At 63.5% G+C, this 15,418-nt stretch carries 14 protein-coding genes; 11 read left to right on the top strand and 3 right to left on the bottom strand.

Going from position 1 to position 15,418, the window contains the following annotated elements; all coding sequences use genetic code 11:
* The first annotated feature begins 25 nt into the window (after positions 1-25).
* The 4 genes from LMTR13_RS36460 to LMTR13_RS36445 all read left to right on the top strand — a co-directional run bounded on the left by LMTR13_RS36460 (position 26) and on the right by LMTR13_RS36445 (position 4,800).
* Positions 26-1,261, top strand: coding sequence for a cytochrome P450 (locus LMTR13_RS36460; protein WP_065733263.1), 1,236 nt, complete (start codon positions 26-28; stop codon positions 1,259-1,261).
* Positions 1,262-1,271: 10 nt separating this feature from the next.
* The gene (locus LMTR13_RS36455) at positions 1,272-1,595 is read left to right on the top strand and encodes a 2Fe-2S iron-sulfur cluster-binding protein (protein WP_065731959.1); all 324 of its coding nucleotides are present in this window, start codon (positions 1,272-1,274) and stop codon (positions 1,593-1,595) included.
* Positions 1,596-1,674: 79 nt separating this feature from the next.
* Positions 1,675-2,889 carry an ABC transporter substrate-binding protein gene (locus LMTR13_RS36450; RefSeq protein WP_065731958.1) on the top strand — a complete coding sequence of 405 codons (1,215 nt, stop codon included), beginning with the start codon at positions 1,675-1,677 and terminating at the stop codon, positions 2,887-2,889.
* Between the two features lie 330 nt (positions 2,890-3,219).
* Positions 3,220-4,800 (top strand): tannase/feruloyl esterase family alpha/beta hydrolase, encoded by a 1,581-nt coding sequence (locus LMTR13_RS36445; RefSeq protein ID WP_236843523.1) that lies wholly within the window; start codon positions 3,220-3,222, stop codon positions 4,798-4,800.
* A gap of 32 nt (positions 4,801-4,832) precedes the next feature.
* On the opposite strand, the gene LMTR13_RS36440 is transcribed toward LMTR13_RS36445, so the two are convergent.
* A complete protein-coding gene (locus tag LMTR13_RS36440) occupies positions 4,833-6,104 on the bottom strand; it encodes an NAD(P)/FAD-dependent oxidoreductase (protein ID WP_065731956.1) in 1,272 nt (423 codons plus the stop codon).
* A 204-nt stretch (positions 6,105-6,308) separates the two neighbouring features.
* Here LMTR13_RS36440 and LMTR13_RS36435 point away from each other — a divergent pair, with 204 nt between their 5' ends.
* The 7 genes from LMTR13_RS36435 (at position 6,309) to LMTR13_RS36405 (ending at position 12,518) form a co-directional block, all read left to right on the top strand.
* On the top strand, positions 6,309-6,638 hold the full coding sequence (locus LMTR13_RS36435; RefSeq protein WP_065733262.1) for a hypothetical protein: 330 nt from the start codon (positions 6,309-6,311) through the stop codon (positions 6,636-6,638).
* The gene (locus LMTR13_RS36430) at positions 6,639-7,526 is read left to right on the top strand and encodes a sigma-70 family RNA polymerase sigma factor (RefSeq protein WP_156795925.1); all 888 of its coding nucleotides are present in this window, start codon (positions 6,639-6,641) and stop codon (positions 7,524-7,526) included.
* Positions 7,527-7,851: 325 nt separating this feature from the next.
* Positions 7,852-9,027: an ABC transporter substrate-binding protein gene (locus tag LMTR13_RS36425; RefSeq protein ID WP_065731955.1), complete on the top strand. Its 1,176-nt coding sequence runs from the start codon at positions 7,852-7,854 to the stop codon at positions 9,025-9,027.
* Between the two features lie 148 nt (positions 9,028-9,175).
* On the top strand, positions 9,176-10,093 hold the full coding sequence (locus LMTR13_RS36420) for a branched-chain amino acid ABC transporter permease (protein ID WP_065731954.1): 918 nt from the start codon (positions 9,176-9,178) through the stop codon (positions 10,091-10,093).
* Positions 10,090-11,037, top strand: coding sequence for a branched-chain amino acid ABC transporter permease (locus LMTR13_RS36415; protein ID WP_065731953.1), 948 nt, complete (start codon positions 10,090-10,092; stop codon positions 11,035-11,037). Before LMTR13_RS36420 ends, LMTR13_RS36415 begins: the two co-directional genes overlap by 4 nt.
* Positions 11,030-11,797, top strand: coding sequence for an ABC transporter ATP-binding protein (locus tag LMTR13_RS36410; RefSeq protein WP_065731952.1), 768 nt, complete (start codon positions 11,030-11,032; stop codon positions 11,795-11,797). Before LMTR13_RS36415 ends, LMTR13_RS36410 begins: the two co-directional genes overlap by 8 nt.
* Positions 11,790-12,518: an ABC transporter ATP-binding protein gene (locus LMTR13_RS36405; protein ID WP_065731951.1), complete on the top strand. Its 729-nt coding sequence runs from the start codon at positions 11,790-11,792 to the stop codon at positions 12,516-12,518. Before LMTR13_RS36410 ends, LMTR13_RS36405 begins: the two co-directional genes overlap by 8 nt.
* A 22-nt stretch (positions 12,519-12,540) precedes the next feature.
* On the opposite strand, the gene pobA is transcribed toward LMTR13_RS36405, so the two are convergent.
* A complete protein-coding gene (gene pobA, locus LMTR13_RS36400) occupies positions 12,541-13,719 on the bottom strand; it encodes a 4-hydroxybenzoate 3-monooxygenase (RefSeq protein ID WP_065731950.1) in 1,179 nt (392 codons plus the stop codon).
* A gap of 80 nt (positions 13,720-13,799) precedes the next feature.
* Positions 13,800-15,236: a glutamine synthetase family protein gene (locus LMTR13_RS36395; RefSeq protein ID WP_065731949.1), complete on the bottom strand. Its 1,437-nt coding sequence runs from the start codon at positions 15,234-15,236 to the stop codon at positions 13,800-13,802.
* Between the last annotated feature and the right edge of the window lie 182 nt (positions 15,237-15,418).

The raw sequence follows: 15,418 nt of genomic DNA, 5'->3' as shown, positions 1-15,418 counted from the left end.
CAAGAACATTATGCAGGAGACCCACATGAGCGCGACATCCCGGACAGATTCTGAAACCCCGGAGCGGAGTGCGCCAGCCGGCGTGCCCCATCTGGACGTGGACCCGTTCTCGACCGAGTTTTTCGAGGATCCGCACCGGATCCACGACGTCCTCCGCGAGGCCGGGCCGGTGGTCTGGCTCGAGAAGTGGGGCGTCTATGGCGTCGCACGCTATGCCGAGGTGCACGCCGTCCTCAACGATCCACTGACCTTCTGTTCGAGCCGCGGCGTTGGCTTGAGCGATTTCGCCAAGGAAAAGCCGTGGCGGCCGCAAAGCATCATCCTTGAAGCCGACCCGCCGGCGCATACCAGGACTCGCGCGGTGCTGAGCAACGTGCTGTCGCCGACGGCGATGAAAGGGGTCCGCGAACATTTCACGGCGATGGCCGCGGCCAAGGTCGACGAATTGCTGGCGCGGGGAAGTTTCGATGCGGTTGCCGATCTCGCGGAGGCCTATCCGCTCTCGGTATTCCCCGATGCAATGGGCCTGAAGCAGGAGGGGCGGGAAAACCTGCTCCCCTATGCGAGCCTGGTGTTCAACGCGTTCGGGCCGCCTAACCAGTTGCGCCAGGAGGCGATCGAACGCTCGGCGCCACATCAGGCCTATGTCGCCGCGCAGTGCCAGCGCGAAAATCTTGCTCCCGGCGGCTTCGGCGCTTGCATCCATGCGCGCGCCGACGCCGGCGACATCTCGGCGGAAGAGGCGCCGCTGTTGGTGCGCTCGCTGCTTTCGGCCGGCCTCGACACCACTGTCAACGGCATCGGCGCCGCGATGTACTGCCTGGCGCGCTTCCCCGATCAGCTTGCGCGGCTGCGCAGCGATCCGACACTGGCGCGCAACGCGTTCGAAGAGGCAATCCGCTTCGAAAGCCCGGTGCAGACCTTCTTCCGCACCACGACGCGGGAGGTCGAACTCGCAGGCCATCGCATCGGTGAAGGCGAGAAGGTTCTGATGTTCCTTGGCGCTGCCAATCGCGATCCGCGGCGCTGGGAAAATCCTGACCGCTACGACGTGACCCGCCGCACCTCCGGGCATGTCGGCTTTGGCTCGGGCATCCATATGTGCGTCGGCCAGCTTCTCGCGCGCCTCGAAGGCGAGGTGATGCTGGCGGCGATCGCCCGCAAGGTCGCAAGTATCGAGATATCAGGCCCGGTGAAGCGCCGCTACAACAACACGCTGCGCGGTCTCGAAAGTCTTCCCATCGCCATTTCTCCGGCCTGACGGACCGCCCATGCCCAGCATCACGTTTGTTCACCCTGACGGCCGGGCGCAGCGCATCGACGGCGGCGATGGCGAAAGCGCGATGCAGGCGGCAACGCGCCACGACGTCAATGGAATTCTGGCCGAATGCGGCGGCAACGCGATGTGCGCCACCTGCCATGTCTATGTCGACGAGGACTGGCTCGCCCGCCTGCCGGCCATGGGCGACGACGAGGACGCGCTGCTGGATGGCGCCGCGGCCGAACGGCGAGCCAACAGCCGCCTGTCCTGCCAGATCAAGTTGGCTGCCGATCTCGATGGTTTGGTCCTCAATCTGCCGGACCGGCAGTTGTGACGGCCTGATCACCTGAACTGAAGTCAAACCCGGCGAAGTCCGGGAACGCTCAAGATCAAAATTCGAAAGGGAGAGAACAATGAGGGGTTTAAGGTTAGGTCTCGCGCTTGCGTTGTCTTGCGTGGCGTCGGGCGCGGCGCGCGCGGAAATTTCCGGTAACGTCGTGCGCGTCGGTGTGCTCAACGACATTTCCGGCATCTTCCAGGACACCAACGGCATGGGCTCAGTGGAAGCGGCGCGCATGGCAGCGGAAGATTTCAACGGCGGCGGCAAGGGTATCAAGGTCGAGATCGTCTATGCCGATCACCAGAACAAGGCCGACGTGGGATCTGCGATCGTGCGCAAATGGCTTGACGTCGACGGGGTCGATGCCGTGGTCGACGTGCCGAATTCGGCGGTCGGTCTCACCATCAACTCGCTCCTGCGCGACAGCCGCATGACATTTCTGGCGTCATCCACCGCCAGCTCCGACCTGACCGGCAAGGCCTGCTCCCGCAACACCATCCAGTGGGTCAATGATGCCTGGGCGACCGGCAACTCGACCGCGGCGGCGATGATGGCGCGGGGCGGCAAGGAATGGTACTTCATCACGGTGAATTTTGCGCTCGGCCAGGGCATCGAGGCCGAGGCCACCAACTACATCGAAAAGCACGGCGGCAAGGTGCTGGGCTCGGCCAAGCATCCGCTCAACACGCCGGACTTTGCCTCGCTTCTGCTGCAGGCGCAGAATTCCAAGGCCAAGGTGATCGGGCTCGCCAATGCCGGCGGCGACACCGTCAATGCGGTGAAGCAGGCGGCCGAGTTCGGGCTTCAGCAAAGCGGCCAGACGATGGTGGCGTTCCTGCTGTTCATCAACGACGTCCACGGCATGGGGCTGAAGGTAGGCCAAGGCCTGCAATTGTTCGAAGCCTTCTATTGGGACATGGATGAGAACACCCGCGCGTTTGCAAAGCGCTTCGCGGCGCGGCCGGGCGTGAACGGCAAGATGCCGAGCGGCAACCAGGCCGGCGTCTATGCTTCCACGCTCGCCTATCTCAACGCGGTGGCCGCGACCGGCAGCGATCACGCCAGGGATGCGGTGCCTGAGATGAAGAAGTTCAAGGGCAAGGACAAATTGTTCGGCGACGTCACCATCCGCCAGGACGGCCGCGTCATCCACCCGATGTACCTGTTCGAGGTGAAGAAGCCGGAAGAGTCGAAGTATCCTTACGACTACTACAAGCTGGTTTCGACCATTCCCGCCGATCAGGCCTTCCGCCCGGTCGCCGACGGCGGCTGCTCGCTGGTGAAATAATGCTCCGCTGCCCTCCCTCTCCCGCGTGCGGGGGAGGCATAGGCGGCCTGTGGCCGCCGTTCTTTAGAAGAACGCCGATGCGGAGCACCGGCCATGGGTGGGGGTGTCGCCGCATAACGGATGTCAACGTCTGGGCCAGGCGATGCCGATCTTATTTCGATTGACGTCTGCGTGGTGCGAGCCAATGTAAGCTCGAACGACCGGCAAAAGCGCTGCGATAACGTGGGGGAAACGATGCAACGTCTCAGATTCCATATTCGCACGTCGATCCAGTTGGCCTCGCTGCTCGCCGCGACCTCGTTCTTTGCCGCAGATGCAACGGCCGCAAAGATGGTCGGCGAGCCCGCAGCGACGTGCAGCGACCTGATCCGGCCGACCGATAATGTCGTCCGGATCGATTCGGCGACCATGGTTGCGCCTTCGCAGCTTGCCGTCGCCGAAAGAGCACCGACGCCGGCGGCGCGCATCACGCCGGCCAATCCGGAATTCTGCAAGGTGCTCGGACAAATCGCACCGGCCGATCCCAAGGCACCGCCGATCAAATTTCAGGTGAATCTTCCGGTCGAGTGGAACGGCCGCTCGTTGCAATATGGCGGTGGCGGCTTCAACGGCGTGCTGATCACGGGCCTTGCCTTGCCGCCGGCCACTCCGTTCGGCGCGCCGTCGCCGCTGGCGCGCGGGTTCGTCACCTACGGCACGGATTCCGGCCACGAGACCAAGCCGGGCGAGCCGCCGCAGACGTTTGCGCTCAACGACGAGGCCTTTGAGAATTTCGCCCATCGTTCCTACAAGCGCGTGCGGGACGCCGCCGTCGCGCTGATGGTGCGCGCCTACGGCAACCCGCCGGCCAAACTGTATTTCATGGGATCGTCAGAAGGCGGCCGCGAGGGGCTGACGATGGCGCAGCGCTATCCCGACGATTTTGACGGCATCTTTGCCCGCGTGCCCGTCGTCAACTGGGTCGGATTGCAGCACGCCGGGACGCGGTCGGGGCTTGTAACGATGGGTGAGGGCTGGATCCGTCCCGCGCAGGTCGAGCTTGTGGCCAAGGCGGTGCTTGCTGCCTGCGACAAGGCGGACGGCGCCGAGGATTCGCTTGTTCTGGACCCGGTCGGCTGCAAGGCGAAATTCCAGCCGGAGTCTCTGCGCTGCGCGGCGGGCCAAACGGGCGACCAGTGCCTGACGGAAGCGCAGATCGCGGCGATCAAGACGCTGCATTCGACGTACAAGTTTTCGTTTCCGCTGGAGAACGGCCTCGACGATTATCCGGGCTGGGGCGTCTCCGGCGAAAATATCCCAGCGTTCGGTCCGACCGGCGGCTGGGTCGCCTGGTGGCTCGGCAAGGCGGCGCCGGCGCAGCCACCGGTGCCTGCCAACGGCATCGCCTGGATCTACGGTGCGGGCGGCATTCAATATGTCTTCGCGCGCGACCCGAAGCTGGACGTCACGACCTACAAGCCCGAGGACCACAAAGAGCGCCTGCTTCAGGTGTCTCGGTTGATGGATTCGACCAATCCGGACCTCAGCCGCTTTGCCGCGCGCGGCGGCAAGCTCGTGATCCTCGAGAACTTGGCCGACTATGCGCAGAGCCCCTATGCGGGCATCCGCTATTTCGAAAACGTGCAGCGCACCTTGGGCCGCGAGAAGACGGCGGCGTTCGCCCGCCTCTATACGGCGCCCGGTGTCGACCATGTCGGCTCCGGCGCGCCCGCCAATGTCGACATGCTGGCCGTGCTCGTCGATTGGGTCGAGAACGGCAAGGCGCCCGGCGATCTCGAGGTGATCGAGCAGAAGGTCGAAGCGCCGGCGTTCGAGACGACGCGTTCGCTGCCATTGTGCCAATGGCCGGCATGGCCGCATTACAAATCGGGGCCGACGAACCGCGCCGCCAGTTTTGCCTGCGCGCCGTGAGGGCCGCCCCGCGCGATCCCGTGGCGCGAAACCTATCCCGTGACCTTGCTCGATCCCTGCGTGATCAGCCGTGCGGCGCGCTGGTCGCGGGCGTGAATCCACAGCCAGCTCAAGGCGACGCTGAGGCGGTTGCGCAGGCCGATCAGGAAGTAGATGTGGGCGATGCCCCAGATCCACCAGGCGAGATTGCCGCGCAGCTTGATGCGGCCGAAATCGATCACGGCCTTCTTCTTGCCGATCTGCGCGAGACTGCCGGCATGCTTGTAGCGGAACGGCGGCAGCGTGCCGCCGTTCAGGCGCGCCTTGATCAGCGCCGCCACGTAGCGGCCCTGCTGCTTGGCCGCCGGCGCGATGCCGGGCACGGGATTGCCGTCGGGGCCTGCGATCGTCACGGTGTCGCCGACGGCAAACACGTCGGGATGGCCGGGCACGGTCAGGTCAGGCTCGACCTTCAGGCGGTAGGCGCGGTCGGCCGGGGCCTTCATCCATTCCGCGGCGCGCGAGGCGCGCACGCCCGCCGCCCAGACGATGGTTCTGGCCTCCAGTCTGTTGCCACCATAAACGACGCCGTCGATCGCACATTCGGTGACCGGCTGCCCCAGCACGACCTCGACGCCGAGTTCCTCCAGCGCGCGCTGCGCATAGGAAGAGAGGTCTTCCGGAAAGCCCGCGAGCACGCGCGGGCCGGCCTCGATCAGCACAACGCGGGTCTTGTGGGTATCGATGTTGCGAAAGTCCGGCGGCAGCGTGTCCTTGGCGAGATCGGCGATCGTTCCCGCCATTTCGACGCCGGTCGGGCCGGCGCCGATGATGACAAAGGTGAGCAGCGCCGCGCGCCGCGCCGGATCCTTCTCGCGTTCGGCGCGCTCGAAGGCGACGAGGATGCGCCGCCGCAGCGTGGTGGCATCCTCCAGCGTCTTCAGGCCGGGCGCGAACGGCTCCCATTCATCGTGGCCGAAATAGGCGTGGCGGGCGCCGGTGGCGAGCACCAGCGTGTCGTAGGGGATCGTATCGCCGTCTTCGAGCAGCACGCGCTTTCCCTCGGCATCGACGCCATTCACATTGGCAAACAGCGTCGTCACTTCGGGACGGTTGCGCAGCAAATAGCGGATCGGCCAGGCGATCTCCGATGTTGCCAGCGAAGCGGTCGCGACCTGGTAGAGCAGCGGCTGGAACAGATGGTGGTTGCGGCGGTCGATCAGCGTGATCCGCACCGGCGCCCCGGCGAGGCCAAAGGCGGCCTCCAGTCCGCCGAAACCGGCACCGACGATCACCACGTGGTGGGGCTGTTGCGGCGCTGTCATGCGATGCGACCTCGGTTACGATGTGAGCATTATGCAGACATTCGCGGCTTCGTTCCAAGACGCATTTGCTAATCGATCGATAGCGAAAACCTATGGCGCTGTCGTCCTTGCGCCGGGCCGACGAAAATATTTCTCCGCCACCGCATCCTTTGCCCGTTCCGGAACGTCCTTGGGGTCGAGATGACAGCAAACGAGGAGAAAGTCATGAGACGGACCGTGATCAGGTACAAGACCAAGCCCGAAATGGCCGACAGGAATGCGGAACTGGTCGCCGCGGTATTTGCCGAACTGAAGGCGGCACAGCCCGAAGGCTTCCGCTATCTGTCGTTGCGGCTGGAGGACGACACCTTCATTCATTTCGTCGAGACCGCAGCCGATGACGGCTCCAGCGCCCTGCCGAAACTGGCGGCGTTTCAGGCGTTCCAGAGCGGCATTCGCGAGCGTTGCGTCGAACCGCCGCTGGCGAAGGGTGTGACCGTCGTCGGCAATTATCGCATGCTGCGCGAGACCGAGAGCGTGCTTGCCGGGGTCTGAATGACAGTGGTTCCCGAGGCGTCCGCCGGCTCTGACATCGAGCGCCTGCTGGTGGCGATGCGGCCAAAGCTGCATCGCTATTGCGCGCGCATGGTCGGCTCCGTCATCGACGGCGAGGACGTGCTGCAGGATGCCATGATCAAGGCGGTGGAGGCGCAGCCTGCCGCCGGCGAGCTCGGCAATCCCGAAGGCTGGCTGTTCCGCATTGCGCACAACACCGCGCTGGATTTTCTGCGCCGGCGCAAACGCCAGGAGGCGCTCCGGGGGCCAGCGGAGGTGGACATGATCGTTGACCAGCTCGATGCCGTGGCGAGCCGCCAGATCGCCGCGACCTCCTTGCGCACCTTCATGCGGTTGCCGGTGCCGCAGCGTGTGAGCGTCATCCTGATGGACGTGCTCGGCTGCTCGCTGAAAGAAATCTGCGAGGTGATGGATTGCAGCCTGCCCGCGGCCAAGGCCGCGCTGCATCGCGGCCGCGCGCAGTTGCGTGAGATTTCCGACGAGCCGGAAGACGCGCCGCAACAAAAGCTATCCGACGCCGATCGCGAGCGGCTCGGCGCCTATGTTGCGCATTTCAACGCGCGCGATTTCGATGCCATCCGCGCCATGATCTCGGACGATGTCAGGCTCGATCTCGTCAGCAGGACCCACTTGCGCGGCAAGGCGGAAGTGTCCCGCTATTTCGGCAATTACGACAAAGTCAGCGACTGGCATCTGGTGCCGGGGCTGGTCGAACGGCGCCCCGCCGTCCTGGTATTCGATCCCAGCGAAGGCGATACCAAGCCGAAATATTTCGTGCTGCTGGGCTGGTCGGCCGGCAAGGTCGCGACCATCAGGGATTTCCGTCACGCGCCTTATGTTGTTGATGGCGCTGAATACCTGATCTGAACGCGCACTGAGGTGCGCAAATACTCTCATCACGGCGCCGCCCGCCTGCAGCAGTCGACCATGAGGCTTTCCCGGCCTCCAACACCCGCGACAATTGTTGCCGGGGCAACCGGCATTATATTTCTTGCCATCCCTGCTATCCGCGAATTATGGTGCAGGTGGCTTAAGCATGCGCCGAAGGTTCTAGCCGGAGCCTGGGGTTCATGCTTGCCGCTGACCGGCGATTTCGCGCACAAAATACCTCGCAGATAAGAGGCGCGCGGAGCTAGCGTTGCCGGTTGCCCGGTTGACCGGGTTTGGCGTGATAAACAGGAGGGGAGTGATTATGAAAAAGGCATTCTGGCTGGCGGGCGCAACAATTCTGGCGCTGGCGCAGCCCGCGCTCGCGGGCGATACCATCAAAATCGGCTTTGTCTCGACCTTCAGCGGCCCGACCGCTGTGATCGGCAACGACATGCGCAACTCGTTCGAGCTGGCGCTCGACCATCTCGGCCGCAAGATGGGCGGCAAGCCGGTCGAGGTGATCTATGAGGATGACGGCCAGAAGCCCGACGTCGGCAAACAGAAGACCGAAAAGCTGATCCAGTCCGACAAGGTCGACTTCATCGTCGGCTATATCTGGTCGAACGTGCTGCTGGCGTCGCTGAAGACCGCGGTCGATTCCAAGACCTTCCTGATCACCTCGAATGCCGGCCCGTCGCAGCTCGCCGGCGAACTCTGCTCGCCTTACGTGTTCTCAACCTCGTGGCAGAACGACCAGACCCCGCAGGCCATGGGCACCTACATGAACCAGAAGGGCGTCAAATCGGTGTTCCTGATCGGCCCGAACTACGCCGCCGGCAAGGACATGCTCGCGGGCGTCAAGAGCACCTTCAAGGGCCAGGTGGTCGGCGAGGAATATACGGTGTGGCCGAGCCAGCTCGACTTCTCCGCCGAGCTCACCAAGGCCAGGAACTCCAAGGCCGAAGCCATCTTCGTGTTCTATCCGGGCGCGGCCGGAGTGCAGTTCCTCAACCAGTACACCCAGGCCGGTATCAAGCAGCAGATCCCGCTCTACACCGCCTTCACTATCGACGAAATTACGCTGCCGCTGCAGAAGGAGAACGCGCTCGGCGTGCCTGGCGCCCAGCAATGGGTCAACGACCTGCCGAACCCCGAGAACAAGAAGTTCGTCGAGGACTATCGCAAGAAGTACACCGGCCTGCGCCCGACCTTCTACGGCGCCCAGACTTATGATGCCGCAGGTCTGATCAACAGCGCGGTCGTCGCGGTCAAGGGTGATACCTCGAAGAAGGACGAGATGAAGGCCGAGATGGAGAAGGCCAACTTCAAGTCGGTGCGCGGTCCGTTCAAATACGGCAACAACCACATTCCGATCCAGAACTTCTACCTGCAGGACGTTGTCAAGGACGCCGAGGGTCAGCTCTCGCTGAAGACGGTCGCGACCATCGTCAAGGACGACCAGGATCGCTTCCACGACAAATGCCCGATGAAGAAGTGATAGTTGGCATGGCCGGTGCATGATTTCGCGGACGCGCCCTTGGGCTTGACCCGAGGGCGGTTTGCGACAGATCATCCGCCCAACAAGGAAATGGCGGCGGCGCAGATGTGCTGCCGCTGTTTTGTTAGGTCTTAGAGTTTAGGGATCCATGCTCGTCCTCGTAGAACAATCGCTGAACGGCCTGCAGTTCGGTCTGCTGCTGTTTCTGCTGGCAGCCGGCTTGACGCTGGTGTTCGGCATCATGGATTTCGTCAACCTGGCGCACGGCTCGCTCTACATGATGGGCGCCTATTTCGCCGCGACTTTCGTCGCCTGGACCAACAGTTTTGTGCTCGGCATCTTGCTGGCGCTCGGCGCCACGCTGCTGCTCGGCATTCTCCTGGAATTCATCGCGCTCCGGCATCTCTACGGCCGCGACCACCTCGATCAGGTGCTGGCGACCTTCGGTCTGATCCTGTTCTTCAACGACGCGGTGCGGCTGATCTGGGGCCCGGCCGGGCTGTCGCTGCCGCTGCCGGCCTGGCTGACCGTGCCGGTGCAGATCGTCCCCGGCGTGTTCTATCCGGCCTACCGGCTGTCGATCATCGTGGTCGCGCTGGCGGTCGCAGCCTTGCTCTATATCGTCGTGATGCGGACCCGCATCGGCATGCTGATCCGCGCCGGTGCTTCCAACCGCGAAATGATCGGCGCGCTCGGCATCAACATCAAACTGCTGTTCACGCTGGTGTTCGGGCTTGGCGCTGCGCTCGCCGGCCTTGCCGGGCTGATGCAGGCGCCGATCCTCACGGTGCAGATCGGCATGGGCGAGAACATCCTGATTCTCGCCTTCGTCATCATCGTGATCGGAGGCATCGGCTCGATCCGGGGCGCCTTCATGGCCGCGATCTTCGTCGGCATGATCGATACGCTCGGCCGCGCGTTCCTGCCCGATCTCCTGCGCACCGTGCTGAGTTCCGCCGCCGCCTCCACCGCCGCGCCCGCGCTGTCGTCGATGCTGATCTATCTCCTCATGGCGATTGTGCTCGTCGTGCGTCCGGAGGGGCTGTTTCCGGCTGCCAAGCGATGAAATCTTACATCAACGCCCGCAGCGTCATCGTTGTGCTCGTCGCGCTTGGCCTCGTCTTGCTGCCGGCCTATTCGGCGCTGACCGGCGATATCTTCATACTGACGCTGTTCACCCGCATCGTCATTTTCGCGCTGGCGGCCGCCAGTCTCAATCTCATCATGGGCTACGGCGGCATGATGAGCTTTGGCCACGCCGCGTATCTCGGCATCGGCGGTTATGCGGTGGGCATCCTCGCCCATGAAGGCATCGGCTCCGGTTTCATCCAGTGGCCGGTGGCGCTCGCGGTGTCGGCGCTCTATGCGCTGGTGATCGGCGCGCTGTCGCTGCGCACCCGCGGCGTCTATTTCATCATGATCACGCTCGCCTTCGCGCAGATGGCCTATTACATCGCCTCGGGTCTCTCTCGCTATGGCGGCGACGACGGCCTCACCATCTACAAGCGGAGCACTTTCGGCGGCCTGATCGACCTGTCCAACCGCGTGCAGTTCTATTACCTCTGCCTCTTCTGCCTGTTCGGTGGCGTCTTTCTGATCTGGCGCATCGTCAATTCGCGGTTCGGCTTGGTGGTGCAGGGCGTCCGCTCCAACGAGCAGCGCATGCAGGCGATCGGCTTTCACGCTAACCGTTACCGGCTGGTCTGCTTCGTCATCTCTGGCACGATCTGCGGCCTCGCCGGCGCGCTGCTCGCCAACAACACCGATTTCATCAGCCCGGCCGGGATGTACTGGACCCGCTCCGGCGAACTTATGGTGATGGTGGTGTTCGGCGGCATGGGCTCGCTGTTCGGTCCCGTCCTGGGCACCATCGTGTTCCTGCTGCTGGAGGAGTTGCTGTCGCAGTTCACCGAATATTGGGCGCTGATCATGGGGCCGCTGCTCTTGTTGATCGTGCTGTTCGCGCGCGGCGGCATCATGGGACTTCTCGGGAGATTTAGCCGTGGCTGATCCCTTGCTCCGCGTCGAGAACCTGGTTCGCAGCTTCGGCGGCATCAAGGCCACCGACAATCTGACGCTCGACGTCGTGCCGGGCGAACTGCACGCTATCATCGGCCCGAACGGCGCCGGCAAGACCACGCTGATCAGCCAGTTGACGGGACAGTTGATGCCGAATTCCGGCACCATTCACTTCGCCGGCCGCGAGGTCACGCGGCTGCCGTCCTATCAGCGCAGCCGGCTTGGCCTGGCACGCTCGTTCCAGATCACCTGCCTGCTGCCGAATTTCACCGCGGCCGACAATGTCGCGCTCGCAGCCCAAGCCCATGACGGCCACTCGTTCCGCTTCTGGGGCGCTGCGCGCAAGGAGAGGCATCTGCGCGACGCGGCGCAGGCGGCGTTGACGCGGGTAGGGCTCGCCAAACGCGCCGACGTGCTGGTGTCCGAACTGAGCCACGGCGAACAGCGCGAGCTCGAGCTGGCGGTGGCGCTCGCCACAAAACCGCAATTGCTGCTGCTCGACGAGCCGATGGCCGGCCTCGGCGTCACCGAATCCGCGCGCATGGTAGCGTTGCTCAAGGAATTGCGGAAGGAAGTCACCATCGTGCTGGTCGAGCACGACATGGAAGCGGTGTTCGCATTGGCCGACCGCATCACGGTGCTGGTCTATGGCCGCGTGATCGCCTCAGGAGATCCCGATGCCATCCGTAACAATGAGGAAGTCAAGCGCGCCTATCTCGGCGACCAGCATGCGGTGACGCGCCATGGCTGAATCCAAAATGGCTGAAACCTTGTTGGAAGTCGATGGGATCGAGACCTGCTACGGCCTCAGCCAGGTGCTGTTCGGCCTGTCGCTGAAGGTTAAGTCGGGCGAGATGGTCGCCTTGATGGGCCGCAACGGCATGGGCAAGACCACAACCATCCGCTCCATCATGGGCATGACCGGGGCGCGGTCTGGCACGATCCGCTTCGCGGGCGAGCAGGTGCGGAGCCTGCCGTCCTACAAGATCGCAAAGCTCGGTATCGGCCTGGTGCCGGAAGGCCGCCAGATCTTTCCGAACCTGACGGTGTACGAGAATCTGGTGGCGGCCTCGGGCAACCGCGCCGGCAATTCCGATCCCTGGACCATCGACAAAATCCACGCGCTGTTTCCGCGCCTTGCCGAGCGTGGCAATAACATGGGCGTGACGCTGTCGGGCGGCGAGCAGCAGATGCTGGCGATTGGCCGCGCGCTGATGACCAACCCGAAACTACTGATCCTCGACGAAGCCACCGAAGGGCTCGCGCCGCTGATCCGCGAGGAAATTTGGAACTGCCTGTCGATGCTGAAGGGCCGCGGGCAATCCGTGCTCGTCATCGACAAGAACGTCGCCAATCTCTCCCGCATCGCCGACCGCCACTACATCATCGAGCGCGGCCGCACCGTGTGGACGGGTACGAGCGAGCAGTTGATTGCGGAGCCGGATCTGCAGCACCGGTATCTGGGGATTTAGCCCCCACTGTCGTTCTCCGGATCTACGCCTCAAACGGCATCCCGACATATTGCTCCGCGAGGGCGGCCTGTGCCGCGGGCGAAGCCTGAAGATGATCGAATTCGTTGAGGTTGATGCGCCGTGTGAAGTCGTCGTCGTCCGGAAAGACGTGCATCAATCGGGTCAATTGCCATGACAAGCGCTCGGCGTTCCAGACCCGGCGTAGCGCGGTTTCCGAGTAGCGCTCCAGATAGCGACCGTCACTCTTCTTGATCTGCGCGACCAGCGCGCGATGCAGATAGAAGACGTCGGAAACCGCGAGGTTAAGGCCCTTGGCGCCGGTCGGTGGAACGTTATGCGCGGCGTCTCCCGCCAGGAACAGCCGGCCATAGCTCATCGGTTCGGCGACGAAGCTGCGCAACGGCGCAATGGATTTCTCGATTGACGGGCCGGTAACGATCTTGCCGGCAATGTCGGGCGGAAAGCGGCGCTTCAGCTCCTCCCAAAACCGTTCGTCCGGCCATTCCTTCAGGTCCGTCGCGAGGTCGCACTGGATGTAGTAGCGGCTGAGCATGGGGTTGCGTTGCGAGGCAAGCGCGAAGCCGCGGCTGTGATGTGCATACATGATTTGGTGAAGTGGCGGCGTCTCGGACATGATGCCGAGCCAGCCGAACGGATAGGCGCGCTCGTAGGTTCGCAGCAGGTCTGTCGGAATGCTGTTGCGCGATACGCCGTGTTGGCCGTCGCAGCCGGCGACATAGTCACATTCCAGCCTGTGCGCTTTGCCGTCCTTCTCGAAACCGATCCAGGGCCTCTCGCCATCGAGGTCGTGGAGCGCGACCTGTCTGATCTCGTCGATCACGCGACCGCCGTCGTGCGCCCGCACCCGATATAGCTCCTCGGTGATCGCCGTCTGGCCGAACGACCACATATACTTGCCGGTATGCCGTTTGGTATCGATCAGAAATGGCTGGCGGCTTTCCCATGCGATCCAGCTACCGTCATGGGCGTGGCCCTCCCGATCCATTCGTTCGCCGAGTCCGACATCGCGCAATAGCTTGACGGTGCCATATTCGAGAACGCCGGCGCGGATGCGTTTTAGTACGTGATCCCTTGCCTGCCGCTCGAGCACGACACTGTCGATGCCATCGAGATGCAGCATATGTGACAGCAGCATGCCGGCCGGTCCGCCGCCGATAATCGCGACTTGCGTGGGTTCCATGCTAAACCCTCCGAAAAGCGTCGCAAAAACGTATATGCGCCTTGTCCGGATTTGACGAGTGGAGAGCTTGCGCAGCCCTTTCAAAACATCTCGAAGTATTCGCGATGTTCCCAGTCCGATACCTCGGCCTGAAACCGTTCGATCTCCGCATTCTTGATGTGGACGTAATAGTCCACGAACTCAGGCCCGAACGCTCCGCGGAAGAACGGATCGTCCTGTAGCGCGAACACCGCCTCGCGCAAGCTCTTCGGCAACAGCGCCGCCTTGGTTTCGTAGGGCGCATCCGCCGACGGACCCGGATCGAGCTTGCGGTCGACGCCGTCGAGCCCTGAGAGAATTTGCGAGGCCATGTAGAGATAAGGATTCGCCGCCGGCTCGCCGATGCGGTTTTCCAGCCGGGTGGCGGCATCGCCCGGACCGCCGAGCACGCGGATCATGACGCCGCGGTTGTCACGGCCCCAGATCGCACGATCGGGCGCCAGCGAATAGGAGCGGTAGCGCTTGTAGCCGTTGATGGTCGGCGTCGTGAACACGGTTGACGCGCGGGCGTGCTCCAGCAGTCCCGCGAGATAGGCGCGGCCAAACGGGCTCAGCACCTCGCCCTTGTCGCCGGCCATGAACGCATTCTCGCCGCTCGCGCGCGACACCAGCGACTGATGCAGGTGCCAGCCCGAAGCGAACACGTTGGGCAGTTTCGGCCGACACATGAAGGTCGCGTGATAGCCGTGGCGGCGCGCAATCTGTTTTACGGCCGAGCGGAACAGCACCATGTTGTCGGCGGGCGCCAGCCCTTTGGTCGGCGCGAACGTGAACTCGCACTGGCTAGGGCCGAACTCGACCTCGACTGAGCGCAGGGGAAGGCCGAGCGCCAGCACATCGCGGCGGATGATTTCCAGCGCCGGCTCCATCTGATCGTAGCGCTGCTCGGTCAGATATTGATAGCCGTGCGAGAGCAAGCTGACGGAAGGCGGCCGACCCGGCTGTCCGGCATCCTCCGGCGCCATGTGCGCGTCGTCGAGCTTGAAGAGATGGAATTCGACTTCGAGGCCAGCTACGAAATCGTAGCTGCGCTGTCCGAGCTGATCGATCACCTTGCGATAGAGATGCCGCGTCGCGAACGGCACCGGACGGCCGTCGTTGAAATAGAGATCGCACAGCAGCCACCCGGTGGTCGGCGCCCATGGCAGCACGCGAAAGGTGGTGGGGTCCGCCACCATCAGCACATCGGCGGCGCCTTCCATCTCCTTCATGCCGAACCCGCCGCCGGCGGTGAACACAGGGAACACCGTCTTGTGCGAGGTGTCCTTGGCGAGCATGGTCGTCGTGATGGAGCAGCCGCTCTCAAGCGAGGCTACGGCTTCGCTGGCCACCAGCGTCTTGCCGCGCAGGATTCCGTGCTGGTCGGGGAACGACAGGCGGATGACTTCGAGATTTTTCTCTTCGACGATCTTGCGCAGGCGGCTCGCGGCCTCCTGCTGCTCTTTCGACCACAGCCCGTGACGTTTCACAAAGCTCAACGCGTCACTCCCGCGAGTCTGATTTGATGTATTGAAATCGTGCTCCATCAGCCGTCAATGCGAGGAGCCACCGGATCGCGCGAAATGCGCGCCCGATGACAGGCTCCGCGACGAAGCAATCCATCTCTCCACGCGTGGTGGGATGGATTGCTTCGCTTCGCTCGCAATGACGGCGAGAGACC

This window comes from Bradyrhizobium icense (genome assembly GCF_001693385.1).
GTDB classification, from domain to species: domain Bacteria; phylum Pseudomonadota; class Alphaproteobacteria; order Rhizobiales; family Xanthobacteraceae; genus Bradyrhizobium; species Bradyrhizobium icense.
The sequence above is the reverse complement of the archived record's forward strand: the minus strand, read 5'-3'. Positions and strand labels throughout refer to the sequence as shown.

What these genes read in the sequence shown, in the direction of transcription:
- LMTR13_RS36415 (WP_065731953.1), top strand. Translation starts at nt 10,090, where the DNA reads ATGAAATCTTACATCAACGCCCGCAGCGTCATCGTTGTGCTCGTCGCG.
- LMTR13_RS36445 (WP_236843523.1), top strand. Translation starts at nt 3,220, where the DNA reads ATGGTCGGCGAGCCCGCAGCGACGTGCAGCGACCTGATCCGGCCGACC.
- LMTR13_RS36450 (WP_065731958.1), top strand. Translation starts at nt 1,675, where the DNA reads ATGAGGGGTTTAAGGTTAGGTCTCGCGCTTGCGTTGTCTTGCGTGGCG.
- LMTR13_RS36455 (WP_065731959.1), top strand. Translation starts at nt 1,272, where the DNA reads ATGCCCAGCATCACGTTTGTTCACCCTGACGGCCGGGCGCAGCGCATC.
- LMTR13_RS36420 (WP_065731954.1), top strand. Translation starts at nt 9,176, where the DNA reads ATGCTCGTCCTCGTAGAACAATCGCTGAACGGCCTGCAGTTCGGTCTG.
- LMTR13_RS36435 (WP_065733262.1), top strand. Translation starts at nt 6,309, where the DNA reads ATGAGACGGACCGTGATCAGGTACAAGACCAAGCCCGAAATGGCCGAC.
- LMTR13_RS36425 (WP_065731955.1), top strand. Translation starts at nt 7,852, where the DNA reads ATGAAAAAGGCATTCTGGCTGGCGGGCGCAACAATTCTGGCGCTGGCG.
- pobA (WP_065731950.1), bottom strand. Translation starts at nt 13,719, where the DNA reads ATGGAACCCACGCAAGTCGCGATTATCGGCGGCGGACCGGCCGGCATG.
- LMTR13_RS36405 (WP_065731951.1), top strand. Translation starts at nt 11,790, where the DNA reads ATGGCTGAATCCAAAATGGCTGAAACCTTGTTGGAAGTCGATGGGATC.
- LMTR13_RS36440 (WP_065731956.1), bottom strand. Translation starts at nt 6,104, where the DNA reads ATGACAGCGCCGCAACAGCCCCACCACGTGGTGATCGTCGGTGCCGGT.
- LMTR13_RS36430 (WP_156795925.1), top strand. Translation starts at nt 6,639, where the DNA reads ATGACAGTGGTTCCCGAGGCGTCCGCCGGCTCTGACATCGAGCGCCTG.
- LMTR13_RS36460 (WP_065733263.1), top strand. Translation starts at nt 26, where the DNA reads ATGAGCGCGACATCCCGGACAGATTCTGAAACCCCGGAGCGGAGTGCG.